General features: G+C 72.6%; 21 protein-coding genes. 6 read left to right on the forward strand and 15 right to left on the reverse strand.

All coding sequences use genetic code 11. From position 1 onward, the window contains the following. Positions 1-38: 38 nt before the first annotated feature. From ACFQS7_RS12190 to ACFQS7_RS12230, 9 genes are all read right to left on the reverse strand, one after another. Positions 39-671 (reverse strand): biliverdin-producing heme oxygenase, encoded by a 633-nt coding sequence (locus ACFQS7_RS12190; RefSeq protein WP_380067343.1) that lies wholly within the window; start codon positions 669-671, stop codon positions 39-41. After that, positions 668-2,842, reverse strand: coding sequence for a GAF domain-containing protein (locus ACFQS7_RS12195; protein ID WP_380067344.1), 2,175 nt, complete (start codon positions 2,840-2,842; stop codon positions 668-670). The genes ACFQS7_RS12190 and ACFQS7_RS12195 overlap by 4 nt, the downstream gene beginning before the upstream one ends. After that, positions 2,842-4,182 carry a transcriptional regulator PpsR gene (gene ppsR, locus ACFQS7_RS12200; RefSeq protein WP_380067345.1) on the reverse strand — a complete coding sequence of 447 codons (1,341 nt, stop codon included), beginning with the start codon at positions 4,180-4,182 and terminating at the stop codon, positions 2,842-2,844. The genes ACFQS7_RS12195 and ppsR overlap by 1 nt, the downstream gene beginning before the upstream one ends. 227 nt (positions 4,183-4,409) lie before the next feature. After that, on the reverse strand, positions 4,410-5,924 hold the full coding sequence (locus ACFQS7_RS12205) for an ABC transporter ATP-binding protein (protein ID WP_380067346.1): 1,515 nt from the start codon (positions 5,922-5,924) through the stop codon (positions 4,410-4,412). Beyond that, a complete protein-coding gene (locus ACFQS7_RS12210; RefSeq protein WP_380067347.1) occupies positions 5,921-6,592 on the reverse strand; it encodes a cysteine hydrolase family protein in 672 nt (223 codons plus the stop codon). The genes ACFQS7_RS12205 and ACFQS7_RS12210 overlap by 4 nt, the downstream gene beginning before the upstream one ends. A 174-nt stretch (positions 6,593-6,766) precedes the next feature. Then, positions 6,767-7,783 (reverse strand): formamidase, encoded by a 1,017-nt coding sequence (locus ACFQS7_RS12215; RefSeq protein ID WP_380067348.1) that lies wholly within the window; start codon positions 7,781-7,783, stop codon positions 6,767-6,769. Between the two features lie 12 nt (positions 7,784-7,795). Next, positions 7,796-8,710: an ABC transporter permease gene (locus tag ACFQS7_RS12220; RefSeq protein ID WP_380067349.1), complete on the reverse strand. Its 915-nt coding sequence runs from the start codon at positions 8,708-8,710 to the stop codon at positions 7,796-7,798. Continuing rightward, on the reverse strand, positions 8,710-9,882 hold the full coding sequence (locus ACFQS7_RS12225; RefSeq protein WP_380067350.1) for an ABC transporter permease: 1,173 nt from the start codon (positions 9,880-9,882) through the stop codon (positions 8,710-8,712). Before ACFQS7_RS12225 ends, ACFQS7_RS12220 begins: the two co-directional genes overlap by 1 nt. Then, positions 9,879-10,982 (reverse strand): BMP family ABC transporter substrate-binding protein, encoded by a 1,104-nt coding sequence (locus tag ACFQS7_RS12230; RefSeq protein ID WP_380067351.1) that lies wholly within the window; start codon positions 10,980-10,982, stop codon positions 9,879-9,881. Before ACFQS7_RS12230 ends, ACFQS7_RS12225 begins: the two co-directional genes overlap by 4 nt. Before the next feature lie 258 nt (positions 10,983-11,240). Here ACFQS7_RS12230 and ACFQS7_RS12235 point away from each other — a divergent pair, with 258 nt between their 5' ends. After that, positions 11,241-11,840, forward strand: a complete 600-nt coding sequence (locus ACFQS7_RS12235; RefSeq protein ID WP_380067352.1) for a hypothetical protein — start codon at positions 11,241-11,243, stop codon at positions 11,838-11,840. A gap of 741 nt (positions 11,841-12,581) precedes the next feature. Here the strand turns inward: ACFQS7_RS12235 and mutL are convergent. After that, entirely contained in the window at positions 12,582-14,378 is a 1,797-nt protein-coding gene (gene mutL / locus ACFQS7_RS12240; RefSeq protein ID WP_380067353.1) for a DNA mismatch repair endonuclease MutL, read from the reverse strand. A 4-nt stretch (positions 14,379-14,382) separates the two neighbouring features. Further along, positions 14,383-16,044, reverse strand: a complete 1,662-nt coding sequence (gene pgi / locus ACFQS7_RS12245) for a glucose-6-phosphate isomerase (RefSeq protein WP_380067354.1) — start codon at positions 16,042-16,044, stop codon at positions 14,383-14,385. A gap of 389 nt (positions 16,045-16,433) precedes the next feature. Here pgi and ACFQS7_RS12250 point away from each other — a divergent pair, with 389 nt between their 5' ends. Continuing rightward, complete coding sequence (locus ACFQS7_RS12250) at positions 16,434-17,165, forward strand: hypothetical protein (protein ID WP_380067355.1); 732 nt, start codon at positions 16,434-16,436, stop codon at positions 17,163-17,165. A gap of 288 nt (positions 17,166-17,453) precedes the next feature. On the opposite strand, the gene ACFQS7_RS12255 is transcribed toward ACFQS7_RS12250, so the two are convergent. From ACFQS7_RS12255 to ACFQS7_RS12270, 4 genes are all read right to left on the reverse strand, one after another. Further along, on the reverse strand, positions 17,454-18,737 hold the full coding sequence (locus ACFQS7_RS12255) for a M16 family metallopeptidase (protein ID WP_380067356.1): 1,284 nt from the start codon (positions 18,735-18,737) through the stop codon (positions 17,454-17,456). Beyond that, positions 18,734-20,161: a M16 family metallopeptidase gene (locus ACFQS7_RS12260; protein WP_380067357.1), complete on the reverse strand. Its 1,428-nt coding sequence runs from the start codon at positions 20,159-20,161 to the stop codon at positions 18,734-18,736. The genes ACFQS7_RS12255 and ACFQS7_RS12260 overlap by 4 nt, the downstream gene beginning before the upstream one ends. 79 nt (positions 20,162-20,240) lie before the next feature. Continuing rightward, entirely contained in the window at positions 20,241-20,822 is a 582-nt protein-coding gene (locus tag ACFQS7_RS12265) for a DUF3035 domain-containing protein (RefSeq protein WP_380067358.1), read from the reverse strand. Positions 20,823-20,927: 105 nt separating this feature from the next. Continuing rightward, positions 20,928-21,689 carry an HpcH/HpaI aldolase/citrate lyase family protein gene (locus tag ACFQS7_RS12270; RefSeq protein ID WP_380067359.1) on the reverse strand — a complete coding sequence of 254 codons (762 nt, stop codon included), beginning with the start codon at positions 21,687-21,689 and terminating at the stop codon, positions 20,928-20,930. A 193-nt stretch (positions 21,690-21,882) separates the two neighbouring features. Between ACFQS7_RS12270 and ACFQS7_RS12275 the strand changes: the two genes are divergently transcribed. The 4 genes from ACFQS7_RS12275 (at position 21,883) to ACFQS7_RS12290 (ending at position 25,614) form a co-directional block, all read left to right on the forward strand. After that, positions 21,883-22,137 (forward strand): hypothetical protein, encoded by a 255-nt coding sequence (locus tag ACFQS7_RS12275; RefSeq protein WP_380067360.1) that lies wholly within the window; start codon positions 21,883-21,885, stop codon positions 22,135-22,137. 99 nt (positions 22,138-22,236) lie between these two features. After that, positions 22,237-23,859, forward strand: a complete 1,623-nt coding sequence (locus ACFQS7_RS12280) for a flavin-containing monooxygenase (protein WP_380067361.1) — start codon at positions 22,237-22,239, stop codon at positions 23,857-23,859. A 5-nt stretch (positions 23,860-23,864) separates the two neighbouring features. After that, positions 23,865-24,716: an alpha/beta fold hydrolase gene (locus tag ACFQS7_RS12285; RefSeq protein WP_380067362.1), complete on the forward strand. Its 852-nt coding sequence runs from the start codon at positions 23,865-23,867 to the stop codon at positions 24,714-24,716. 40 nt (positions 24,717-24,756) lie between these two features. Beyond that, positions 24,757-25,614: a dimethylarginine dimethylaminohydrolase family protein gene (locus ACFQS7_RS12290; RefSeq protein WP_380067363.1), complete on the forward strand. Its 858-nt coding sequence runs from the start codon at positions 24,757-24,759 to the stop codon at positions 25,612-25,614. Positions 25,615-25,672: the final 58 nt, after the last annotated feature.

Consider the following 25,672-nt stretch of genomic DNA (forward strand, 5'->3'; position numbering starts at 1 on the left):
TCGGGCGCGGAGGAGGTAGGGCTGCATGGCCTCGCTCTCTACTCGGCGGCGGGCGGAAGGGCCACCCCTCCGTTGAACGGGGCCAGGGCGGGGGCCGGGTCGAACCAGGCCTCGAAGGCGGCGAAGGTCGCCGCCGCCGCGTCCAGCATCGCCGCCCGCCGGGCCGGCTCGGCGCCGCAGCGTTCCAGCGCCTCGCAGCAGGCCCGCCACATCGTCCCGTGCGCGGCGCCATGCCCGAGCAGGAAGCGCCGTCCGGCCGGGCCGGGCGGCAGCAGCCCGTCCAGCGCCCGGGCGAGCTGCTGGCCGCCCAGCGTCGAGCCCTCGGTCACGTAGAGGCAGCCGAGCGCCCGCGCGGCACAGCCGAGCGGCGGCAGCGGCGCCATCGGCACCGGACCGGGCGCGGCGTCCAGTGCGGCCAGATCGGCCTCGATCAGCCCGGCCCGCCGGCGTCCGGCGGGGTCGATCCCCCATTCCGCCAGGCTGGGGGCGGCGGCCAGCGCCGCCTCGACCGCGGCATGGAAGCCGAGCATGCGGCGCAGCAGCGCGGCATAGCCGGCCCGGTCGATCCGGCCCTCGGCCAGCGCCCGCAGCGCCGGCAGCCCATGCAGCCGGGTATGGATGGGGTCGGTCGCCGCGCGCAGCGCCGCCCGGGTCGAGCCGGCGGCGCTCACCCCGGGTCGCGCTCCCGGCTTTCCTGGGCGGCGTGGCGGATCAGGCCCTCCAGCACCTCGGCGGCGCGGGCGGCGGAGACGCGGACCTGGTCCAGCATCTCCGGGATGCGCGACAGCTCGACGCCCTCGGTGATCTCGAGCGCGGCGAGCTGGGCGTTCTCGACCACCGCCTGCAGCAGGGTGCGGAAGACCAGGTCGGATTTCGATTCCAGCGGCCCGGCGCGCAGCCGCTGGCCTTCCAGCAGGCCCTCCTGGAAGCGCCGCCGGGCGGTCTCCACCGCCTTGCGGTCGGCCAGGTCGGTGAACAGGAAGACGAAGCCCAGCACCCGTTCGGGCGAGGAGAAGACCGGGTCGGCGCGCAGCAGCAGCGGCCGTTCGCCGTCCGGCGTGCGCAGCGTCACCTCGCCGCGCCAGCTGCGGCCGTTCTGCAGCAGGTCGCGCAGCCGCATCCCGACATCGGCACGGTCGGCGAAATGCGGCAGCAGGTCGGCCAGGCGCTGGGGTGGTGCCCCGGCCGGCAGCAGCAGGCCGAAGGCGGCATTGGCCAGCAGCACCCGCCCCTCGGCATCGGCGACCACCGCGGCCTGCTCGGCGGCACCGACCTGGCGGCGCACCTGCTCCAGCTGATCGAGCGCGATCAGCATCCGCACCGCGCGGAATTGCAGCACCACGTCGGTGACGGTGTCGCCGATCAGCCGCGCGGTGGCGAGGTCGGTGGGCGTCCAGCGCTCCGCCGTGCCTTCCACCACCTGGTGCCATTTGGCGAAGGACCGGCGGGGCGACAGCTGGGTCGGGTCGTTGCCGACGATCACCGGCTTGAACGGGTCGCCGCCCCAGATCACCGTCTGCACCTGTTCCGGGCGGAACCAGACCAGCCATTCACCGGGTTCCTCGGACACCGGGGTGGCCAGCAGCCCGGCGGCGCCGGGGGCCAGGGCGGCGAAGCGGGGTTCCTCGGTCCCCAGCGCGGTGCGGGCGATCACGCCCCGCGGCTGGCGGTCCAGCCAGGCGCCGAGGTCGCGGAGCTCCGCGGTGCCCGGCACCTCGCCGGCGCTCAGCACCTGGCCCTCGAACAGCAGCACCGCGCCGTTGGCGTTCAGCGGCTGCAGCAGGGTCTGCGGCTGGTCGAACAGCGCGCCGCGCCAGTCGCCCTCGCGGCCGATCGCCTCGATCATCCGCTGCTCCAGCCGACGGACGGCGAGCTCGGCCTGGGCCTGGACGAAGCTTTCCAGCGCGGCGATGCGGGTGCCGATCGCCTCGGCCAGCAGCTCGCAGGCGGCGCGGATCGGGAAGGGGACGGTCTTCGGCGCGTAATGGTGGCAGGAAACCAGGCCCCAGAGCCGGCCGCCGACCATCAGCGAGGCGACCAGCGTCGCGCCGACGCCCATGTTCTGCAGGTACTGCACATGCATCGGCGAGATGCTGCGCAGCGAACACAGCGACATGTCGAGGTCGCTGCCGGTGAGCGGCGAGAGCCGGGGCTCCAGCGGCACCGGCACGTAGCCGATATCGGCCAGCACCCGCACCCGGTTCCGCACATAGAGCCGGCGGGCGATCTGCGGGATGTCGGAGGCCGGGTAGCGGTTGCCGAGATAGGGTTCGAGGTCGTCCCGCCGCTGCTCCGACACCACCTCGCCATGGCCTTCGTCGTCGAAGCGGTAGACCATGACGCGGTCGTAGCCGGCGATGTCGCGGAAGATGCGCGCCGCCTCCTCGCACAGCATGCGCGGCGAGTAGGTCGACAGGATCGCCTGCAGCGCGCGTTCCACCCGGCGCGACAGGTCGGACGCGGCGCCGGGCGGTTCGAGTTCCACGATCACGCCGCCGCCGGCGGGGCGGTGCAGCAGGGCATCGAAGGCGGCGCCGCCGGCGCCCGCGGTGCAGCGCATCGCCGCCGGGATGGCATCCAGCCGCTGCGCCAGCAGCGGCTGGAGCCGTGCCGCGACGTCGCCGCCGAGCGCCACCAGCGGCCGGCCCAGCACCGGGGTGCCCAGCACCGCCGCGGCATTGGCGCTGGCCTGCACCACCACCAGGTCCGCCTCCCGCAGCAGCAGCAGGATGCCGTGCGGCTGGATCGAGGCGGCGAGGTGGATCTGCTCCCGCTCGCAATTCGAGAGGTCGGCCTGGCCGAAGGCGGGCGGCGCCGAGGCGGCGGTTGGCGCCTGCCGCATCATCCGCTCTCACCCGGGCTGGCGTCGATCTCCCCGTCCATGCCGTAGCGGGACAGCTTCATGTAGAGGCTCTGGCGGCTGAGCCCGAGCAGCTCGGCGGCGGCGGTGCGGCGGCCATTGGCCAGCTGCAGCGCGGTCTCGATGCAGTGCCGCTCGATGATCGCCGAGGTGTCGCGCACCAGGGTCGGCAGCGGGGTGCGGCCGACCTGGGCGGCGACGTCGGACAGCGCCAGCTGCAGCGGGTCGTTCTCCACCCGCGGGGCCAGCCGGCGGCTGACGTCGCGGACGACCACGGCGATGCTCTCCGTCGCGGCGCCGGCGCCGAGCACGGCGGAGATCTCGATCTCGGCCTCGGCCCCCATCTCCCCGGTCAGGGCGGTGCCGAAGAGCCGGACGCTGCCATGCTGCTGCAACTGGCTCAGCAGCACCGGGAGGGTGGCGCCGGGGCGGGACAGCCAACGGTCCAGCTTCTCGCCGATGACGCGGGAGGGGGCGCCGGCCTGGGTCAGGTCGAGGAAGGCGCGGTTGGCGCGGCGGATCACGCCGTCGCGGTCCATGACCACGAAGGCGTCGGGAAGCTGTTCGATCAGCTCCTCCAGCTGCATCGTATCGGCCGGCGGCGGGTTGGCCGACAGGCCGGCAAGGGCGAATTGCAGCAGGAAGACGGGCGCGGGGTCGGAGGCCATGAGGGTGGCCTTGACCGTCCATTGCGCCTGGTCGGCGCCCATCCGCAGCAGGATGCCGGGGACCCGGCCCAGCTTGCGGACCCGCAGCAGCATGGCCTGCAGGGCGTCCTGGTCGCGCGGCGCGACCTCCTTCATCACCTCCCAGCCCGGGGCGATGCCCAGGGCACGGATGGCGGCCGGATTGGCTTCCATGACCCGCAGCGTATCGGCGCGGACCATCAGCACCGCCTCGGAGGAGGCATCGAACAGCAGGCGGGACCGGGTCTCGATCTCCCGCAGCTTCCAGTAGTCCTGCTCCCGCGCATGCTGCGCGGCCAGCAGGCGGGACTGCAATTCGGCAACGGCCTGGAGGTTCTTGCCGACCGCGATCAGCCCGGCCTGCCCGCCGAGCCGGACGGTGGTGAATTCCATCGGCAGCTCGAGGCCGCTCGGGAAGCGCTGGGTGAGCTGGTGGAAGGCGGAGACGCCGGCGCTGCGGGCGTCCTTGACCATGCTGCGGACGCGGTCGACGCCGACGCTGCCCACGGTTTCCGCCCAGGGGCGGCCGAGCCAAGCCTGGACCTGCTCGCCGGGGATGGCGTCGGACAGGGTGGCGCCGCGGATGACGCCGTCCAGGTCGAGCGTCAGGGTGATGTCGGGTTGAGCGATGTTCACGCGGGTCATGCTGTCACCGCAAGGGCCGGCATGGGGGTGGCTCCGGTGATCAGGCGGAAGGCAACCGGGGCCTCAGCCATGGAATCCGTCGTCCTTTGCTGGGTGGCTCGCCGGGAGGGCAGGGCCTGAAGCAACGATCCAGCGTATAAGCTGTGCGACCAAGCAAGTCCCGTGTCAATCTATCCTGACAGTTGCGAGACAATATGTAACCGAGGATCAATGACGTATTAGTGGGAGCCGAGCATATGGGCGCCAATGGATCGGGCATCCGCCCCGGGCCCCGGCGTTTCGTGCACCACCTTGCCGCCATGCATCACCACGATGCGATCGGCCAATTCGAGTATTTCATCAAGGTCCTCCGACACCAGCAGCACCGCGGCGCCGGCGTTGCGGGCGGCCATGATCCTGGCCCTGACCTCGGCCACCGCCTTCACGTCGAGCCCGAAGCAGGGGTTGGCGACGATCAGCAGGCGGACCTCCCCGTCGAGCTCGCGTGCCAGGACGCAGCGCTGGACATTGCCGCCGGACAGGACGCCGATCGGCGCCTCCGACGAGGGGGCGCGGACCCGGTAGCTGGTCATCAGCCGCTTCGCCCGCGCCACCATGCCGCGGCGGTCCAGCCAGCCGCGCTTCGCCCCGGCCGGGTCGCGGTCGAAGCCGCGCAGGTTCAGGTTCTCCGCGACGCTCATCCGCGGGACGCAGCCGTTGCGCAGGGGTTCTTCCGGCAGGACGCGGACGGCGCGGGCCTGGGCCAGGTCGCGGCTGCCGTCATAGGGGGCACCGTCCACCAGCACCTGGCCGCCGGAGGGGGCGCGCTGGCCGCCCAGCACCTCGACCAAAGTCGCCTGACCGTTGCCGGAGACGCCGGCGATGCCGACGATCTCGCGCGGGCGGACCGCCAGCGCCTCGATCGCCAGGCCGGCGCGGCCCTGGTCGCCGGCGGTGGTCACGCCGCGCAGCTCCAGCCGCGGCGCCGGGTCGGGCGCGCCGATGCGCTCGGGCTCGGAAGGCGCCTGCGGCTCGCCGATCATCATCGCGGTCATGTCGGCCGGGGTCAGGCCAGGGGCGGGCCCGCCGCCGGTGCGGCGGCCGCGGCGCAGCACGGTGACCTCGTCGGCGAACTTCGCCACCTCCTTCAGCTTGTGGGAGATGACGATGGCGGTGATCGCCCCCGAATGCGCCAGGCCGCGCACCAGGCCGAGCATCTCGTCGGCCTCCTGCGGGGTCAGCACCGACGTGGGTTCGTCCAGCACCAGCAGCCGGCGTTCGAGGTAGAGCTGCTTGAGGATTTCCGTCTTCTGCCGCTCGCCCGCCGCCAGGCTGCCGACCTCGGCATCCAGCGGCACCTGGAAGGGCATCCGCCGGATGAAGGCGTCGAGCGCCACCCGTTCCTGCGCCCAGTTGATCACGGCGGGGACCTTGGCGCGCGACATCACCAGGTTCTCGGCCACCGTCATCGCCGGGACCAGGGTGAAATGCTGGTAGACCATGCCGAGGCCGAGCGCGTCGGCATCCGCGGGGCGGGCAATCTCGACCTCCCGCCCGTTGACCAGGAAGCTGCCTTCGTCCGGCCGGTAATAGCCGAGCAGGCACTTCACCAGGGTGGACTTGCCGGCGCCGTTCTCGCCGAGCAGGAAATGCATGGACCCCGCGGCGACCTTCAAGGAGACCTTGTCGAGGGCGGTGAAGCTGCCGAAGCGCTTGTCGATGCCGATCGCCTCGATGCTGATGGCCGTCGTCATGGCAGTCCCCCGAGGAAGGCATCGCTGCCGGCCACGGCGCCGAAGACGCCGCCCTGCATGGTCACCATCCTGATCGCCGCCGCGTGGTTGCCCGGGTCGGTCGCGCCGCAGCAATCCTCCAGCAGCAGGCACTCGAAGCCGCGGTCGTTGGCTTCCCGCATGGTGGTGTGGACGCAGACATCGGTGGTGATGCCGGTGAGCACGAGGTTGGCGATGCCGCGGGTGCGCAGGATCAGTTCCAGGTCGGTGGCGCAGAAGCTGCCCTTGCCGGGCTTGTCGATGACGACCTCGCCGGGCAGGGGCGCGAGTTCGGGGATGATCTCCCAGCCCGGCTCGCCGCGCACCAGGATGCGGCCGCAGGGGCCGGCGTCGCCGATGCCGGCGCCGATCCGCCGGGAGCGCCAGCGCTTGTTGGCGGGCAGGTCGGACAGGTCGGGGCGGTGGCCTTCGCGGGTGTGGATGACAGCGTAGCCCCTGGCCCGCATCGCCGCCATGACGCGGCGGATCGGCTCGATCGGCGCGCGGGTCAGCGAGAGGTCGTAGCCCATGACATCGACATAGCCGCCGACGCCGCAGAAATCGGTCTGCATGTCGATGACGACGAGGGCGGTGTTGGCGGGGCGGAGGTCGCCGTCCCAGGGCCAGGGGTAGGGGTTGGCGTCGATCATGGGCGGGACCTTCCGGAAAGGTCAGGGAGGGGAGGTATCCCCTCCCCGAACCCCTCCCTTCTATTTTTCTGAGTCGGTTGTTGCCGCGCGGCCAGCGCCGACTCAGAGGAAACGGTGGTTTGTCGCATGCGACAAACGGGTGTCAGGAGAGAGAGGTGTTCTCTCTCCCCCTGTTCACTCCGCCGCATCCTTCATGACCTCGCCGAACTTCCGCGCCGGCTTCGGAAAGCCGCAGGAGGTGCCATCGGTAACGCGCACGCTCTCCTCCCAGGGCAGCTTGTACCGCCCCGCCATCAGGTCCTGCATGTAGGTATAAGGGCAGTCCTGCGCCCCGCCCGCCACGGCGGTGAAGCCGCGGTGGCCGAACTGGTAGATGTTGTTCTCGACCGACCAATGCGCCCGCGCTTCCCGCACCAGGTCGGGGCGCACCTCGGCGGTGACGATCTCGTCCGGCCGGCCGGTCTTGCCGTCGGCGATGATGCTGCCGTCGAAATTGCAGACCATCGCCTCCCCCATGGAATCGAAGCTGCCGTCGCTGCCGCACATGCAGACATTGGCGGTGACCATCAGGTTCTGGAAGGCATTGGCCTGGTTGGTGAAGCGCCAGGCGTCGCGGATCGGCGCGGTGTAGCCGGCGGTGCGCAGCATGATCTCGGCGCCCTTGTAGGCGGCCTCGCGCGCCATCTCGGGGAACATGCCGTCATGGCAGATGATGAGGCCGATCCTCGCCCCCTTCGGCCCCTCGATCACCGGGATGCCGCGGTCGCCCGGCTCCCAGGGCTCGACCGGCACCCAGGGGTGCATCTTGCGGTAATAGAGCTTCAGGTCGCCCCGGTCGTCGATGATGATGCCGCTGTTGTAGGGGTAGCCGCCGGAGTTGCGCTCCATGATGGAGAAGCAGCCCCAGATCGCGTGCTCCTTGCAGGCCGCGGCCCACAACGCGACCTCCGGCCCGTCCAGCGTGCAGGTCACCTCGTCCCGCACGTCCATGGACAACCCGTGCAACGCATATTCCGGGAAGACCACGAGATCCATGGTCGCCATGTTGCGCCGCGCCTTGCCGACCATGGCGGCGATCTTCCGCGCCTGCGCGTCGATGTCGGCGCGCGTCCCGATCACCGGCAGCTGCAGCTGCACCAGGCCGAGCACGACGCCGTTCGGCGACTTGTTCAGTCCACCCAGTCCGTTCATCGCGGTTGCTCCCTATCGCCCGATCGACAATTCCCCGGGCATCCCCTTCAAGGTCCGGCCGGGCTGCACGGTTGCGATCAGGATCGCCAAGGTCACCGCATAGGGCGCCGCATAGAACAGGTAGTACCCCCAGGTGATCCCGATGGTCTGGAGGCTCGGCCCGAGCGCCCCGGCCGCGCCGAAGAGCAGCGCCGCGGTGATGCAATGCACCGGGTTCCAGCGGGCGAAGACCACCAGCGCCACCGCCATCAGCCCCTGGCCGGAGGACAGGCCCTCGTTCCAGGATGCCGGGTAGCACAGCGACAGGAAGGCGCCGCCGATGCCGGCCAGGCCGCTGCCCGCCGCGGTCGCCAGGAAGCGCATGCGCTCGACCGGCAGGCCGAGCGCGCGGGCCGCATCCTCGCTCTCGCCGACGATCCGCACCCGCAGCCCCACCCGCGTCGCGCGGAACATCCAGGCCATGGCGAAGGCGACCGCGATGCCGAGGAAGAACAGCGGGCTCACCGCCAGCGCGTTCTGCAGCTGCGGGCTGTCCGCCCAGGCGCCGAGCGGGATGTTCGGCAGCAGCGGCGCCGAGGGCTGCACGTAGGGCTTGCCGAAGAAGAAGGCGAGCCCGGTGCCCGCCAGCATGATGGCGATGCCCATGGCGACGTCGTTGACGCCCTTGAGGCCGCAGACCAGCCCATGCACGCCGCCGATCAGCATCCCGCTCAGCGCCGCGACCAGCACGCCGAGCCAGGGGCTGCCGGTCTCGACGCTGACGGCGTAGGCGATCATGGCGCCGAAGACCATGACGCCCTCGTTGCCCAGGTTGATGCGCCCGGCGCGCTCGGTCAGGCATTCGCCGAGCGAGACGAACAGGAAGGGCGTGCTGACGCGCAGCGCGCCGCCCAGCATGGCGACGAGGACCGTGGCGATGGCGTCCATCAGCTGTCCGTCCTGCGCGGCTGGAACCAAGGGTAGCGGCCGAGCAGCGTGTCACTGGCCAGGATCGCCACGAAGATGAAGCCCTGCAGCACCACCACCGTCGCGTCCGGCATGTCCATCCGCCGCTGCAGCAGCCCGCCCGCGGCGCCGAGCCCGCCGAGCAGCACCGCCATCGGGACGATGGCCAGCGGATTGTGCCGCGCCAGGAAGGCGATGAGGATGCCGGACCAGCCATAGCCTGCGATCAGCGAGGCATTGGCCCGGCCATGCACCGCGGCGACCTCGATCATCCCGGCCAGCCCGGCGAAGCCGCCGCCCAGCAGGCAAGCGCCGATCATCAGCTTCCGCACCGGCAGGCCCTGCAGCTGCGCCGCGCGCAGGTTGCCGCCCGTCACCCGCCCGGCGAAGCCGATCGCGGTGCGCGAGATCAGCACCCAGGCGAAGCCGCAGGCGAGCAGCCCGATGACCAGGCCCGGATGCACGTCGGTGCCCGGCAGGGCCGGCAGCATCAGCGCGTCGCCGATGCCCCAGGTGGAGGGCTTGTTGAGGCTGGCCGGGTCGCGCAGCAGCCCCTCGACCAGGTGGTTGAACAAGGCGAGGCCGATATAGGCGAGCACGAGGGAGGCGATGGTCTCGTTCACCCCGCGCTCCGCCCGCAGCCAGCCCGAGAGGCCGATCCAGAAGGCCCCCGCCGCGGCGCCGGCCAGGCCCATGACCAGCCAGACGAGGATCGCCGGGGCGCCAAGGATGGGCAGCCCGGCCGCCACCGCCGCCAGGCCGCCGAGCGCCACGGCCGCCTCGCCGCCGATGATGACCAAGCCGAGCCGGGCCGGGATGGCGACGCAGAGCGCCGTCAGCAGCAGCGGCGCCGCCCGTTGCAGGGTGTTCTGCAGCGAGAACCACGACCCGAAGGCGCCGCGCCAGACGAGGTCGAGGAATTCGACCGGCGACTTGTCCAGCAGCAGCAGGAAGAGCGCGAAGGCAGCGAAGGCGCCGAGCAGGGCGAGCAGCGGCGCCATCCCTGCCTCCGCCGCCCGCCGCCAGGGATACCAGCGGTCCGCCGGCGCCGCCGCGGCGGCGGGGAGGATGCCGACGCCCGCGGCGGCCGCGGCGGGGAGAGAGCCGCCCGGCCCCTCGCGCGCCGCGGCATCCGGGGCGTCGGCGGTGCTCACGCGATGGCGCCGATCACGCCCTCGACCAGCCAATTGGTCGATTCCAGCTCGACCGCGCTCTCGGGGAGCGCGTTGCCGGCGGCGACGACGGTGTTGCCCTTGTTGTCCTTCAACGGGCCGCGGAAGGCGGCGAAGCCGCCCTGCATGATCTCGGCCTTCACCGCCTCGGCCCGGGCCCTGGCCGCGGCCGAGACGCTCGGCCCATAGGCGGACATCTTGACGAAGCCGTCGGACAGGCCGCCGCGGACGAAATTGCCCGGCGCCTTGCCGGCCTTCATGCCCTCGGCGAAGTCGGAATAGACCTTGCTCCAGTTCCACTCGGCGCCGGTCAGGTAGCCCTTGGGCGCCAGCTTCGACTGGTCGGCATGGTAGCCGCAGGTGAACATGCCGCGGCGCTCGGCGGTCTCGATCACCACCTTCGGCCCGTCCACGTGGCAGGTGACGACGTCGACGCCCTGGCCGGCGAGGGAATTGGTCGCCTCGGCCTCCTTGACCGGCATCGACCATTCGCCGGTGAAGATGACCTGCACGGTGATCGAGGGATCGACCGAGCGGGCGCCCATGCAGAAGCTGTTGACGTTGACCAGCACCTGCGGGATCGGCTTGGCGGCGATGAAGCCCAGCTTCTTCGTCTTGGTCGCATGCGCCGCGACCACGCCGTTCAGGTACTGGCCCATGCCGATATAGCCGAAATAGCTGCCCGTGTTCATCGGGTGGCGGGCCTTGTCCCACAGCCCGCCGCAATGGCGGAACTGCACCTTGGGATACTTGGCGGCCATGCGCAGCATGTAGGGGTCGAAGTAGCCGAAGCTGGTCGGGAAGATCAGCGAGGCGCCGTCGAGCCTGATCATGCTCTCCATGGTGCGCTCGACATCGGCGGTCTCGGCGACCTTCTCCTCCTCGACGACCTTGATGTCCTTCATCTTCTTGAGGACGGCGGCGGCCTCGGCATGGGCCTGGTTGTAGCCGTAGTCGTCCTTCGGGCCGACATAGATGAAGCCGATCGTGGTTGTCGCCGCGGCGGCGGGGACGATGCCGCCGAGGGCCAGGGCGGCGCCCTGCAGCAGGCTGCGGCGGGTCAGGTCGTGGCGGCTCGTCATGGGCATCGCTCTCCCGGGCGCGGTCCGGACGCCGGCCCCCGGTGGTCGACTTCAGCAATGGCCATGCCAGCCCGGGCCGGCGCGGATCCGGCCGGGCGGCGGGCACACTTTCGTCCGTTTTGATCCTGGAGCATTCAAGGGTTGACCTCCCGAATCACGATTTTTTGTGGCACGAATATTGCGGGACTTTCCCACGGGGCAGCGCCTGCGTCCCGGGTCCTTGGGGCCGAAGGTCATGCCCCCGGGGGAGGACGGATCATGAGGATCATTCGTTGCGTGCCCCTCGCCGCGCTTGGCCTCGCGGCCGGCTCGAGCTTCGCGCAGGGGTTCAGCGATGCCCCGGCGGAATACGGGCACGGCCCGGATCGCCGCGAACCCGGCAGCCGCGGCTGCGTGCCGGAGCGCATCCTGGCGCCGGCCCATCTCGGCGGCGGGTCGCTCTGGTCCGACGCCGTCAGCCAGGACCTGCAGGTCCAGGCCGACAACGCCCCGGCCAAGGGTACCAGAACGGACGGCGAGCCGGCGGTCGGGCTCTACGGCCTCTCCCGCGGCGGTCGCAGCCTGAACGGCGCCTTCGCCCTGAACCCGGTCCGGCGCGACGTCTCGAGGCGGATCGCCTTCGATGCCGATACCAGGAGCACCGGCTTCGCCCCGGCCAGGACGCTGCTGACCTCCGGCCCCGATCGCCGCCCCAACGGGCCGGGTTGCCTCACCATCGCCCCGCCTCTCGCGTGGGAAGGGATCCACGACGGCATCGTCATCATTTCGGTCGGATTCGACACGACCCTCGGGGCCGGGATGGTCCGGTCGACCCCGCTGGCCGCCACCGGCGTGCCGCCAAGTTCCAGGGCTTCATGACCGTGGTCTCGCCGAAGGGCCGCGACGGCGTCGGTGCCGAACCAGCACCGGGTTGCCGGCCGGGCCGCGCCTTACCCTCGGCGCCCCTGCCTTCGACCGGCCCGACGCGTGCGAGATGTCGCCGGGCCCTCAGTGCCGGCCGGACGGGTTCGGCGACAGCCGCGGGACCGTGCCCGGCTCGCTCGCCAGCCCTGGCTTCGTGGCCGCGCGCTGCCATTTCTGATCGTCGCGCCCCCTTTGCGGGGCGCGCCAGCCATCGGCCGCAGCAATCCCCGGGGAACCAACAGCCCAGGCTGCACCCGGCCGGTGCGGCCGGACCCTCGCCGGTCCGGCCGCTTCTACCTTGGGCCCGCTCCCGCCAGGCACACGCCAGGGCAGGCCCAACCTCGACCCTTCTCGCCGCGTCGCAACGGCATCGAGGGGCGCGTTTTGAAGCCCGCCTCCGGCTGGGGCGGACAGGCCAGGGTGGCTGACGCGAAGGCGGGCGGCTTGCTACCCGGCTGACCCATCGGCACGCACCTGCTATGGAAACGGGCAGCGTGGTGCATGGATACCGTCGACTGCACAAAAAAAGCAGTCAGTGAGCCCGGCTTCCCGGATTGGAGCCTTGTCTCGGGCCTTCAGCCGCGACGGGCCGCCGATCCGGGTCGCGGGCAGGCGGCCGCGGCCGCCCCGGCATCGCGACCTTTGCGCGGCTCCAGGCGGGGTGCGCATGCCGGGCCGCGCCGGCCCCGCCGCCGCTCAGCGCCGGCCGAACAGCTTCTCCAGCTCCGCCGGGCCGAGCCGCAGGAAGGTCGGCCTGCCATGGCTGCAGGTGGCGGCCCGCGGGGTCGCCTCCATCTGCCGCAGCAGCGCCGCCATCTCCGCGCCGTTCAGCCGCCGACCCGCGCGGACCGAGCCGTGGCAGGCCAGCCGCGCCACCGCCGCATCGAGCCGCCGCTCCAGCGCCAGGGCCTCGTCGCTCTCGGCCAGCTCCTCGGCCAGGTCGCGCAGCAGCGGCGCCGGGTCGGCCGGCCCGAGCAGCGCCGGCAGGGCGCGCACCAGCAGGGCGCCGGGGCCGAACCCCTCGAGCTCCAGGCCGAGCCGGGCGAGCGGCGCGGCGAAGCCGAGCAGCCGGGCGCAATCCGCCGCCGGCAGGTCGACCACCGCCGGCAGCAGCAAGGGCTGGGCGCGCACCCCGCCCTCGACCAGCTGGGCCCGCAGCGCCTCATGCGTCAGGCGTTCATGCGCCGCATGCTGGTCGACCAGGATCAGTGCCCCGTCCGGCGCCTCGGCGAGGATATAGGTGTCGAGCAGCTGGGCCAGCGGCCGGCCGAGCGGGTAGTCAGCCGCCTCGGCCACGGGCTCGGCGGCCGGCGCCCGCGGCGGCGCGAAGCCGAGCCCGAGCGTGCCGGTGACGGCAGCCGGTGCCGGTCCCGCCGCCAGGGCGAGCTGCGCCTCGGCCAGGCCGAGCGCCGCGGCCGCGGCCGGCAGCGGCGCGGGCGGCCGCGGCCGCCAGCCGGACCAGCCCGGGCTCGGCCGGTACTGGGTCAGGGCCGGCGTCGCCACCGCCCCGCCGGCCCCGCCCGAGAGCGCCCGGCGCAGCGCCGCGATCAGCATCCCGCGCACCGCGGCCTCGTCGCGGAAGCGCAGTTCGGTCTTCATCGGATGGACGTTGACGTCGACCGCCTCGGGCGGGATCTCGAGGAACAGCGCGGCGACCGGGTGGCGCCCGACCGTCATCAGGTCGCGATAGGCCACCCGCAGCGCGGTACGCAGCAGCGGGTCGCGGACGGGCCGGCGGTTGACCACCAGATGCTGCTCGGTCCCCGTCGCCCGCGTATGGGCCGGCTGGGCGGCGAGGCCCGAGAGCAGCAGCCCGCCGCCGTCGGCCTGCACGGGCAGGGCGGCGGCGGCGAACTCGGCGCCGAGCAGCGCATGGATCCGCGCGTCGCGGTCCTGCGGCGGCAGGGACAGCACCTCGCGCCCCTCGGTCTGCACGCGGAAGCCGCAGCCGGGCCAGGCCAGCGCCAGGCGGCGCACCGCCTCGACCGCCGCCTCGGCCTCCCAGCGCGGGGTCCTGAGGAATTTCCGCCGCGCCGGCACCGCGTAGAACAGGTCGCGGACCTCGATCCGGGTGCCCGGCGCGCCGGCGGCCGGCACCACCGGCCCCTTGCGGCCGCCCTCGACGGTCAGCGCATGCGCGTCGCCGCCCAGCGGACGGGAGGTGATGGTCAGCCGCGCCACCGCGCCGATCGAGGGCAGCGCCTCGCCGCGGAAGCCGAGCGTGGCGATGCGGAACAGCATCGCCTCCTCGGGCAGCTTCGAGGTCGCGTGGCGCTCGACCGCCAAGTCGAGGTCGGCCGGGCCCATGCCGCTGCCGTCGTCCTCGACGACGATCCGCTCGATCCCGCCGCCTTCCAGGGTCACCGCGATGCGGCTGGCACCGGCATCGAGCGCGTTCTCCACCAGCTCCTTCACCACCGCCGCCGGCCGCTCCACCACCTCGCCGGCGGCGATGCGGTTGGCGGTGGTCTCGGGCAGGAGGCGGATGGCCATCGGGTCAGCCAGGGGCGGGCCAGAGCGCGGCGATGGCGTCGAGCAGCCCCACCGTCGAACCGTCCTGCGCCCCCGGCCGACCGCTCTCCAGCGCCGCCAGGATCGGCCCGGTGAGCTGCTTGCCCAGCTCCACCCCCCACTGGTCGAAGGCGTTGATGCCCCAGAGCGCGCCGAGGCAGAACACCTTGTGTTCGTAGAGGGCCACCACCTGGCCCAGGGTGAAGGCATCGAGCCGCGGCAGCAGCAGGGTGGTGCTCGGCCGGTCGCCGGGGAAGACGCGGTGCGGGGTGAGCCGGGCGATCTCGGCCGGATCGGCGCCGGCCGCCGCCATCTCGGCCTCGACCTGCGCCGCGGTCTTGCCGCGCATCAGCGCCTTCGATTGCGCCAGGCCGTTGGCCAGCAGCTTGCGGTGGCTGTCGGCATGGGCGTGGTCGGGCCGGGCCACCAGGATGATGTCGCAGGGCACCGGGGTGGTGCCCTGGTGGATCAGCTGCAGGAAGCTGTGCTGCGCATTGGTCCCCGGCTCGCCGAACACCACCGGCCCGGTGGCCCGCGTCACCGGGCTGCCGTCGAGCATGACCCGCTTGCCGAGGCTCTCCATCTCGACCTGCTGCAGATGCGCCGGCAGCCGGGCGAGCCGTTCGTCGTAGGGCAGCACCGCGCGGGTCGGGTAGCCGAGGCCGTTGACATGCCAGACCTCCGCCAGCGCCAGCAGCACCGGCAGGTTCTCCGCCAGCGGGGCGCCGAGGAAATGCCGGTCCATCGCGCGGGCGCCGTCCAGCAGCCGGGCGAAGGCGTCCCAGCCGAGGGCGAGCGCGATGGACAGCCCGATCGCCGACCAGAGCGAGAATCGCCCGCCCACCCAGTCGCGGAAGGGGAAGACCCGGTCGGGCGCGATGCCGAAGGCGGCGGTGTCGCCCAGGTTGGTCGAGAGCGCGGCGAAGTGCCGGCCCGCCCCGGCCTCGCCGACGGCGGCCACCAGCCAGCCGCGCACCAGCGCGGCATTGGTCATGGTCTCCTGCGTGGTGAAGGTCTTGGACGCCACCAGCACCAGGGTCCGCGCCGGGTCGAGCTTCGGCTTCAAGGCCTCCCAGGCATGCGCGTCGACATTGGCGAGGTAGTGGGCGCGCAGCGGCGCGGCCGGGGTCCAGAGCGCCCGGCTGACCATGGCCGGGCCGAGGTCGGAGCCGCCGATGCCGATATTGACCACGTCGGTGAAGCGCTGGCCGGTCGCACCCAGCGCCGTACCGCCATGCACCGCGGCGCAGAATTCGCGCATCCGCTGCAGCACGGCCGCCACCTCGGCCGAGGCATCCTCGGCGCCGGTCCGGAACCCCGCATCGCGCGGCGCCCGCAGCGCCATGTGCAGCACCGCGCGCCGCTCGGTCAGGTTCACCGCCTCGCCGCGCCGCATGGCGTCGCGCTGCGGCTCCAGCCCGGCGGCGCGCGCCAGGCCGAGCAGCGCGGCAAGGACCTCCGCGCTCAGCGAGGTCTTGGAGAGGTCGAGCAGCAGCCCGTCGGCCGGCCAGGAGAAGCGCCCGAAGCGCTCCGGATCGGCGGCGAAGAGCGGCCGGATGCTGGAGGGCGCACTGCCATCCGCGCGCGCCGCCCGCGCGAGCCGCCCGATCGCCTCCCAGGCTTCCGCCGATCCCGTAGGCCCTGTCATGTCAGCCTCTCTCCATGCTCCGCAGGAATAGCCCGCGCCTTGCCTCGGGAACAGCCGCCCGCCGGCCGGCCCGACGCCGCCAAGCCGTGCCCTTGGTATGGCCGGGGCGTGACGCCGATCCGGCACCGGCAAGGGCGACGCGCAGACGGCGCCGGCCTTGGCCCATGCACGCCCCGCGGCGCTGCCCATGACCGCAGGCCAAGCGGCAGCCAGGGGCCATCGACCGCGCGCCCGCCTGGCAGCCGTGCGCGCAGCCAGTGGAAAGATGACAAGGGCCCCATCCGGCGAACGCTGCGCATCCGTGCCGTCGGCAAGGCCAGTAGCGCCTTCGCGGAACAGCAAGTTCCGTCGGAGAAAGCGCCATGGAACCGGAAAATGTTATGAACGGCATGAACGACTACACGCGTGACGGCTTCCAATTCTATACGACCGACCTGATCGCCCTGAACAACTCGGGCGTCGCCGGCAAGGTCACCATCCTGTTCGATGCCGCGCACGGGTCGGTGGCGGTCGGCATCGAGGCGACTGGCCTCGAACCCGACCAGATGCACGTCCAGCACATCCACGGCTTCGACGACGACAGCCAGGCGATGAGCCCCACGATCGCGCGCGATGCCGACCAGGATGGCTTCGTGGAGCTCGGCGAGGGACTGGCCAGCTACGGCCCGATCCAGCTGAACCTGACGCTGGATCCGGCGAAGGCGGCGCATGACCACGGCACGGCCGGGCATGACCATACCGCGGACGCCGTCTTCCCGACCGCGGGTCCGGACCGGACGCTGCACTATCGCGAAACCTTCCATTTCGATCCTGCGGACCCCAACGCGCAGGCGATCCTCGCCGGCATCACACCGCTCATGGCGAAGGAGATCGTGCTGCACGGCGAAAGCGTCGCCGCGGGCAGCGGCGCAGGCACCACCGGCGAGGTGGACGGCACCGCCGGCTACAAGGTCGTGCTGCCGGTCGCCTCGGGCGAACTCCACGCGGTCACCGACCCGCTCGGCGTGCTGCAGGCCGCCGCGTCGCTGCAGGAGGCTGCCTACAACACGGTCGATTGGGGGGCATTGGCGCACCTGTACGAGACCCATCCAGGCAGCCTGCCGGACTGGGCCTTCAGCTGACCTGACATCCCGGGCGGTGGACGCCGCCCGGGACACCCCACCGCGGATGGCCGCCCGCTGCGCCGCGCCGGCTCAGCAGCCGACCGCGCCGCACGCCGCGGCGGCATGGACTGGCGCGCCAACATCACCCTGTGGCCGGGGAGTGACGCTGCGGCGTGCGCATGCTCCAGAGGGCGGTCGTGCCGAATTCGATCCGATCCCGGCCGCCGATCCTGGTCAGCCCCGGGCTCCGGCGCCGTCCATGCGTCCGCAAGGGACGCGCCCGGCCGCCGCAAGACGCCCGGCGCCCTACAGCCCGACCGGCTGCCCCGCCACCACCACCGCCAGGGTTTCCGGCTGCAGCAGCCGCGCCGCCACCGCGCCCAGCCGCTCGGTCGTCAGCGCCTGCAGCCGCGCCGCCCGCCCGGCCAGCCAGTCCGCCGGCCGGCCGTTCTGCCGCAGCGACAGCAGCGAATCCGCCACCCGACGGCTGTCGGTGAATTGCAGCGGCAGCGACCCGGTCATGTAGGCGACCGCGTCGGCCCGCTCGGCCTCGCTCGGGCCGTCCTTGGCCATGCGGGCCCATTCCTCCCGCGTCACCGCCAGCGTCTCGGCAACCCGGGCATTCTCGGTGGCGACCGAGCCGACCACGACCCCGCGGCGGAACAGCACGTCCAGCCCGCCGCCGATGCCATAGGCGAGGCCGCGCTGCTCCCGCACCGAATGCATGAGCCGGGAGGCGAAGCCGCCGCCGGCCAGGATGCGCAGCACCACCTGCGCCGCCTCCCAGTCGGGATCCTCGGCGCCCATGCCCTCCTGGCCGAAGACCACGGCGGATTGCGGCGAGGCGAAGTCCACCACCGCCTGGCCGAAGGCGCGGAAGGCGGGCAGCGGCGGGACGGCGGGCGGCGTGCCGGCCGGCAGCCCGGCGAAGAGCTGGGCGAGGACCGCGCGCAGCCCGTCCGGGTTGATCGCGCCGGCGGCGCAGACCAGCAGCCCGCCCTGCCGCATCTGCCGGTCGAGCGCGGCGCGCAGCGCCTCGGGCGGCACGGCGGCGATGCTCTCGGCGGTGCCGGCGGAGGGCCGCCCGGCCGGGTGTTCCGGGAAGGCGCGGGCCCAGAAGCCGCGGCCGGCCTGGCCGCGCGGCGTCTCCAGCGCGCGGCGGGCGGCGGCGGCGGCGCGGGCACGGACCCGCTCGACCGCATCCGCATCCAGCCGCGGCTCGGCCATGGCGAGGCGGGCCAGCCGCACGGCCTCGGGCAGCGCATCGGCCAGCGCCCGGAAGCCGCCCTCGAAATGGTCGCGGTCGGCGCCGAAATTCAGGCTGATCGCGGCATCGCGCAGCAGGTCGCCGAAGTCGGTGGCGCGCAGCGGCCCGGCGCCCTCGGTCAGCAGCGACGCGGCCATCGCCGCCGTCCCCTCCTGCCCTGCGGGGTCGAGCGCGGCGCCGCCGTTCCAGGACCAGGACAGCGAGACGACCGGGACCGCATGGTCCTCGACCAGCCAGGCGGTCACGCCCGCAGCCTCGACGACCTGGATCGGCAGGCTGAAGCCCGAGGTGCCGCCCGGGACGGGCGCCTGCGCGGGGGTCACAGCTTGCGCTCCGGCACGGCGGCGCCTTCCGGCAGCAGCCAGCCGGTGGTGGCGGGGGCGTGGCCGAGCACGGCGCGGGCCGCCTCGGTCACCTGCGGCAGGGTCACCGCGCGCAGGTGCCGCGGCCAGAATTCCACCAGCTCCAGCGGCAGGCCGGAGGCCAGCGCCGAGCCCAGCATGCGCGGCGCGGCGCCGATGCCGTCCAGCGCCAGCAAGGCGCCGGCGGTGATCTGCCGCTGGGCGCGGGCCAGCTCGGCCTCGGCCGGGCCGTCCTGCAGCAGCCTGGCCACGAGCTCGTCGATCGCCGCCTCGACCGTCTCCGGCGCCACGCCGGGGCGCGGCAGGGCCGAGAGCACGAAGGAGGTCGGCCCGACCGCCTCGCCGTCATAGGAGGCATTGGCCGAGACGCAGAGGCCGGTCTCGACCAGCGCCCTGTGCATCCGGCTGCCCTGGCCGCCGCCCAGCAGATGCCCCAGCGCTTCCAGCGCCCAGGCCTGCTGGCGGTCGCCGTGGGTGAGGGACGGCGCCATGGCGGCGCGGAGGAAGCTCGCCTCCCGCACGCCGGCATCGTGGCGGATGAGCCGGGCCGCGGCCGGCTGCGCCGCCGCCGGGGCACGGCCGCGCGGGTCGACGCGGCGGGCCGGCACGCCGGCGTAGAATTCGTCCACCAGGGCGCGGACGGTGGCCTCCCGCGCATCGCCGGTGACCACCAGCACGGCATTCGCCGGGGCATAGCGGTGGGCGTAGAATTCCATCAGGTCGTCGCGGGTGATGGCGCGGATCTCGTCGGCGTAGCCGATGATCGGCCGGCCGCGCCAATGCTGCGCGCCCCAGAGCGATGCCTCGAATTCCTCCCAGAAGCGGGCGCGCGGATTGCTGTCGGTGCGCTGGCGGCGCTCCTCCAGGATCACGGCGCGCTCGGATTCGACCGTGTCGGGCGGCACCAGCGGGCCGGCGAAGCGGTCGGCCTCCATCCGCATGACCAAGGGGAGGCGGGAGGCCTCGACCGTCTGGTGGTAGGCGGTGACGTCGCGCGAGGTGAAGGCGTTGTCCTGCCCGCCCTCCCGCGCCACGGCCAGCGACAGGGCGCCGGGGGCCACGTTGGCGCTGCCCTTGAACATCATGTGCTCGAGGAAATGCGCGGTGCCGCCGCGGCCGGCCGGGTCCTCCCCGGCGCCGGCGGCATAGAACAGGTAGTGGCCGACGACCGGGACGCGGCGGCTCTCGGCCAGCACCACCCGCAGGCCGTTCGGCAGGGTCCAGGTCGTCGCGCCGAACAGCGGCCGGTCACCGGCCAGCTTGGCTTGGTCCTCAGGCGCCGGCAGCACCGGCGGCGCGGCCAATGCCGGTTCGGTGGGGAGGGACAGGGCGACCGGTAGGGCGGCGGCCGAGGCGATGGCGGTACGACGGGTCACGCTGGGCATGCCCCCGCATGTGGGAGGCGGGAGCCGGAACGCCAACCCGCCCCGCGACGCCCCGCCACCGGGCGCGTGGTGGCGCGGGTCAGAAGATGCTCTCGAACAGCCGGGTGACCGGGTTGCTGCTCTGGCTGCGCTGGATGATCGGGGTCTCGCCTTCGGTCGGGTCGCGGCCGAGCGCGGCATTCTCCCGCAGCCGCTGGGATTCCCGGCGGGTGTCGAGCGCGATGCCGGGCTTCTCCGGCTCCTTCCAGAAGATCAGCCGGTCGACCAGGCTGCGATCGGGGCTGTCGAGCTTCAGGCTCTCCTCGTCCACCCGGCGGCGGATATCGGGGCTGGCCGGGCGGCCGGCCTGGGTCAGCAGCACCGCCTCGGCCGTGCTCGGCCGGGCCGGGTTGCTGGTCCCCAGCGCGGCACTGGGCGACAGCGTCGATTCGGCGGCGGCGCGGGCCGAGAGTTCCTGCGGCCGCACCGCGCCGGGACGGGGGACCGGCAACTCGCCGAGCGCGGGCGGCAGGGAGAGCGGCGCCCGGGTCGTCACCTGGAACTCGTCCGGGGCGTCGCGGGTGAAGCCGAACGTGCGCGCGGTATCGCCGCCGCAGCCCTGGAGCAGGCCGAGGGCGAGGGTGACGAGGGCGAAAGGCAGGATGCGGGGACGCAGGCTCATGATGGCTGATTAGACCAGATCGAGGGCGACCGAAACGGGCCTTCGCATAACGCCCGTTCCAAGGGCGGCCGCCGCGCCCCGCCCGGGGCGCGGCGGCCGGAAGGCCTAGGCCCCCCGGGCTTCCTTCACCGCCGACTTGGCGGCGTTGACCATCAGGCCGACCTCGTTGCTGATCGTCACCAGCTTGAAGCCCATCTTGATCATGCGGTTGGCATAGGCCGGGCTGCCGTTGTGCAGGCCGGCGGCGATGCCGCGCTTGGAGGTCTCGGTCAGCAGCTTCTCGTAGATCTTCAGGATGAAGGGATCCTCGACGTCCAGCTTGGGCTCGAGGCCATAGGAGAAGGACAGGTCGGAGGGGCCGACATAGATGCCGTCGATGCCGGGGACGTCGAGGATCGCCTCGATGTTCTCGATCGCGGTCTTGGTCTCGATCATCGGGATGACGAGGATGTTCTCGTTCGCCGTCTTCTGGTAGCCGCCGGCCTCGCCGTACACCCCGGCGCGGATCGGGCCGTTGGATCGGGTCCCCTGCGGCGGGTACTTGGAATACTGCACCAGGCGGGCGGCCTCGTCCGGCGTGTTGATCATCGGGCAGATCACGCCATAGGCGCCGGCATCCAGCACCTTGCCGATGATGCCCGGCTCGTTCCACGGCACCCGGACCATCGGCGTGACGCCGGAGGGCTGGATGCCCTGGAAGCAGGCGACGCAGGACAGGTAGTCCTGCACGCCGTGCTGCATGTCGACGGTCACGCTGTCCCAGCCGCACTGGGCATACATCTCGGCGGAGAAGGCATTGGGGATGGCGAGCCAGCCGTTGACCACGGCGCGGCCGGCCTTCCACGCTTCCTTGACCTTGTTCGCCATCTGGATCTCCCCCGTACTGGTGTGTTGCGCAATCGCTGCGCGGCGACGCTAGACCAGATCGGCGGGGGCCGAAACCGGCGCCGGGCGGGAATTGCCCCGGGGCCCCGATGTCACCGCCCGGCAAGGACTTCGCCATGCCCCGGTAAGCCTGGCTGGGGCAGGCTGGGCAGGCTGCGAAGGGGAGTCTCCGCCGATGCATCTCCGCACCCTGGTCATCGAACGCGACGACCCGGACGAACCCGGCCTGCGCATCCGCCGCTATGCCCGCATCGGCGTCTGCTGGGAGCCGACGATGGGCAACTGGGCCTGGATGCGGTTCAACCTGGCGGGGCAGGCGCTGACCCCGGTGGTCGGCCCCTTCCCGGCGGCCGATCCCGCCTTCGAGGACGCGCTGGCCCAGCTCGGCGGCCATTGGGAAGGGATGGTCCCGGTGGACGTGATCGCCTGATCCGGGTGGCGTGACGCGCGGGACGATCCATGGTGAGCTTGGCGCACAGGCCGGGACAACCGGCCCACCGTCCAGGAACGCCCCGAAGGATCTCCCGCCATGGCCAGCAGCACCACCCCTGCCATCACGCTTGACGTCGCCGTCGTCGGCGTCGGCCTCGGCGGGCTCTATGCGTTGCACAAGCTGCGCGGCATGGGGCTGACCGCGCGCGGCTACGAGGCCGGCAGCGGCATCGGCGGCACCTGGTTCTGGAACCGCTACCCTGGCGCCCGCTGCGACATCGAGAGCCTGGAGTATTCCTATTCCTTCTCCGACGAGTTGCAGCAGGAATGGCACTGGCCGGAGCGCTACGCGACGCAGCCGGTCATCCTCGACTACATCAACCATGTCGCCGACAAGTTCGACCTCCGCCGCGACATCCAGCTGAACACCCGGATCGGCGAGGCGCGGTTCGACGCGGCGGCGCGGCTCTGGACCCTGCGCACCAAGGCGGGGGAGGCGATCCGGGCGCGCTATGTCATCATGGCGACCGGCAACCTCTCGACCCCGCGGGTGCCCGACTTCAAGGGGATCGAGGGCTTCCAGGGCAAGTGGTACCACACCGGTCTCTGGCCGGCGGAGGGCGTCGACTTCACCGGCCAGGCGGTCGGGGTCATCGGCACCGGCTCGACCGCCATCCAGATGATCCCGCTGATCGCCGCCCAGGCGAAGCACCTGTACGTCTTCCAGCGCACGCCGAATTTCGTCCTGCCCGCGCGCAACGCGCCGATGGACCCGGAACGGGAACGGCAGCACCGCGCCAGCTATGCCGAGCGGGTCATCGATGCGCGGCAGACCGCCTTCGGCGTCTCCGGCGTGCCGATCCCGACGCAATCGGCGCTCGCCGTGCCCGAGGCCGAGCGGCGCGCCAATTACGAGGCGATGTGGCAGGCCGGCGGCACCATCCCGCTGCTGAACTGCTACAACGACTTCCTGGTGGACGAGCGCGCCAACCAGACCGCCGCCGACTTCGTGCGGGAGAAGATCCGCGCGGTGGTCAAGGACCCGAAGGTCGCCGCGCTGCTGACGCCGCACGACCATCCGATCGGCGCGAAGCGGCTCTGCCTCGACACCGGCTACTACGAGACCTTCAACCGCGACAACGTCACCCTGGTCGATGTCCGCAGCGACCCGATCGCCGGGATCACCCCGCAGGGCGTCCGGCTGGCGGGCGGTGCGGACTACCGGGTGGACAGCCTGGCCTTCGCCACCGGGTTCGACGCCATGACCGGCGCGCTGCGCGAGATCGACATCCGCGGCGCGGACGGCCAGGCCCTGGCCGAGGCCTGGGAGGGCGGGCCGCTGACCTATCTCGGCCTGATGGTGGCCGGCTTTCCCAACCTGTTCATGGTGACCGGCCCGGGCAGCCCGGGGGTGAAGAGCCAGATGATCCATTCGATCGAGCAGCATGTCGACTGGATCACCGACTGCCTGGCGGCGCTGCGCGCCAAGGGGCTGACCACCATCGAGGCGACCGAGGCGGCGCAGGCCGACTGGGTCGACCACGTCAACAAGGTGGCCGACCGCACGCTCTATCCGCGGGCGAATTCCTGGTATGTCGGCGCCAATATCCCCGGCAAGCCGCGCGTCTTCATGCCCTATGTCGGCGGCGTCGCGGCCTATCGCCGCAAATGCGACGAGGTCGCCGCGCAGGGCTATGCCGGCTTCGTGCTGGCGGATTGAAACCCATGCAGATCCAGCACGCGGAGGCCGACCTCGCCGAGGTCCGGCTGCACTACGTCACCGCCGGCGAGGGCCCGGCCGTCCTGCTGCTGCATGGCTGGCCGCAGAGCTGGCGGATGTGGGAGGCAATCATCCCCGGCCTCGCCGCGCGCTACCGGGTGGTGGCGCCCGACCTGCGCGGCCTGGGCGACTCGTCCCGCCCCGAAGGCGGCTACGACAAGAAGACCGTCGCAAACGACGTCTGGCGGCTGATGTCGGAGGTGCTGGGCGAGCGAAGCTTCTTCCTGGTCGGGCATGACTGGGGCGGCCCGACCGCCTTTTCCCTCGCGGCGCAGCACCGCGACGCGGTGAAGCGGGTGGCGATCTTCGATGCGCCGGTGCCGGGCGACGGCTCGCCGGTCTTCCATGCCGGCCGCTGGCACCACGGCTTCCACTGGGAGGACGGGCTGGCCGAGGCGCTGACCACGGGGCGCGAGGACACCTACCTCCGCTTCTTCTACCGCACCTTCGGCGGAAGCCCGGACTGCGTGCCGGAAGCGGCGCAGCAGGACTATATCCGCGCCTACAGCCAGCCCGGCGCCATGACGGCCGGGTTCGCATACTACCGCGCCATGCGCCAGGACATCGCCGACAACGAGGCGATGCTGGCCCGCGACGGCAAGCTGCGGATGCCGGTGCTCTGCTACGGCGGCCCGCTCGGCCGCGGGCGGGGGATGGGGGCGATCGAATCCTGGCGGCGGGTGGCCGAGGACGTGCGCGGCGGCATCGCCGAGGGCTGCGGCCACTGGATCCCGGAGGAGCGGCCGGGCTGGGCCACCGCGCAACTGCTGGAATTCTTCGGCGAGACGCCGGGCTGACCGCCTGGACGCGGGGCGGCGGCGCGGCCACTCTCGGGCCATGTCGCCCCCCTGGACCGTCGCATCCGAGACCGGCCGCCTGATCGAGGTCCTGGTCTGCGCGCCCGACCACTACCGCTGGATCCCGACCAACGCGATCGCCCGGCGGACGCTGGCGGCCGGCGGCCAGGCCGATTTGCAAGGCCTGCAGGCGCAGCACCGGGAGCTGGTCGCGGCGCTGGAACAGGGCGGGGTGCGGGTGCATCACCTGCCGCCCGAACCCCACCTGCCCTACATGGCCTATACCCGCGACAGCGTGGTGGTGACCCATCGCGGCCCGGTGCTGTGCCAGCTGGAACGGCCGCAGCGGCGCGGCGAATACGCCCCGCTGATCGACTGGCACGCCGCCCGGGGCAGCGGCTTCTGGCGGAAATCCTCGGCCGGGACGCTGGAGGGCGGCGACATCCACATCCTCCGCCCGGGCCTCGCCGTGATCGGCGCCAGCGGCGGCCGGACCGACGCGGCGGGGGCGGCGCAATTCGCCGGCTGGCTGCGCGCCGAGGGCTGGGAGGTGCGGATCGAGCCCTTCGACGAGCATTTCCTCCATCTCGACGTGCTGTTCTGCCTGGCCGCGCCCGGGCTGGCGGTGGCCTGCCTGGATGTCCTGCCGGATGATTTCGTCGCCTGGCTGCGGGAACGGGGCATCCGCTGCCTCCCCGTCCCGTATCGCGACATGATGCAACTGGGCTGCAACCTGCTGTCCCTGGGCGGGGATCGGGTTATATCCGCGGCCGAGAGCCGCGACCTCAACGCCGCCCTGCGCGCCGAGGGGCTCACGGTGCTCGATCCCGCGCTTTCGCTCTTCACCGCCGGCGGCGGCGGCCCGCATTGTCTCACCTGCCCGCTGAGCAGGGACTAAGGCCGTCCGGCGACCGGAACGCCGGCAGGCGCGGCGGTCAGAATCGGCCGGCTCGATC

Origin of the sequence: Dankookia sp. GCM10030260, assembly GCF_042666655.1 — a bacterium.
Taxonomy (GTDB): Bacteria; Pseudomonadota; Alphaproteobacteria; order Acetobacterales; family Acetobacteraceae; genus Paracraurococcus.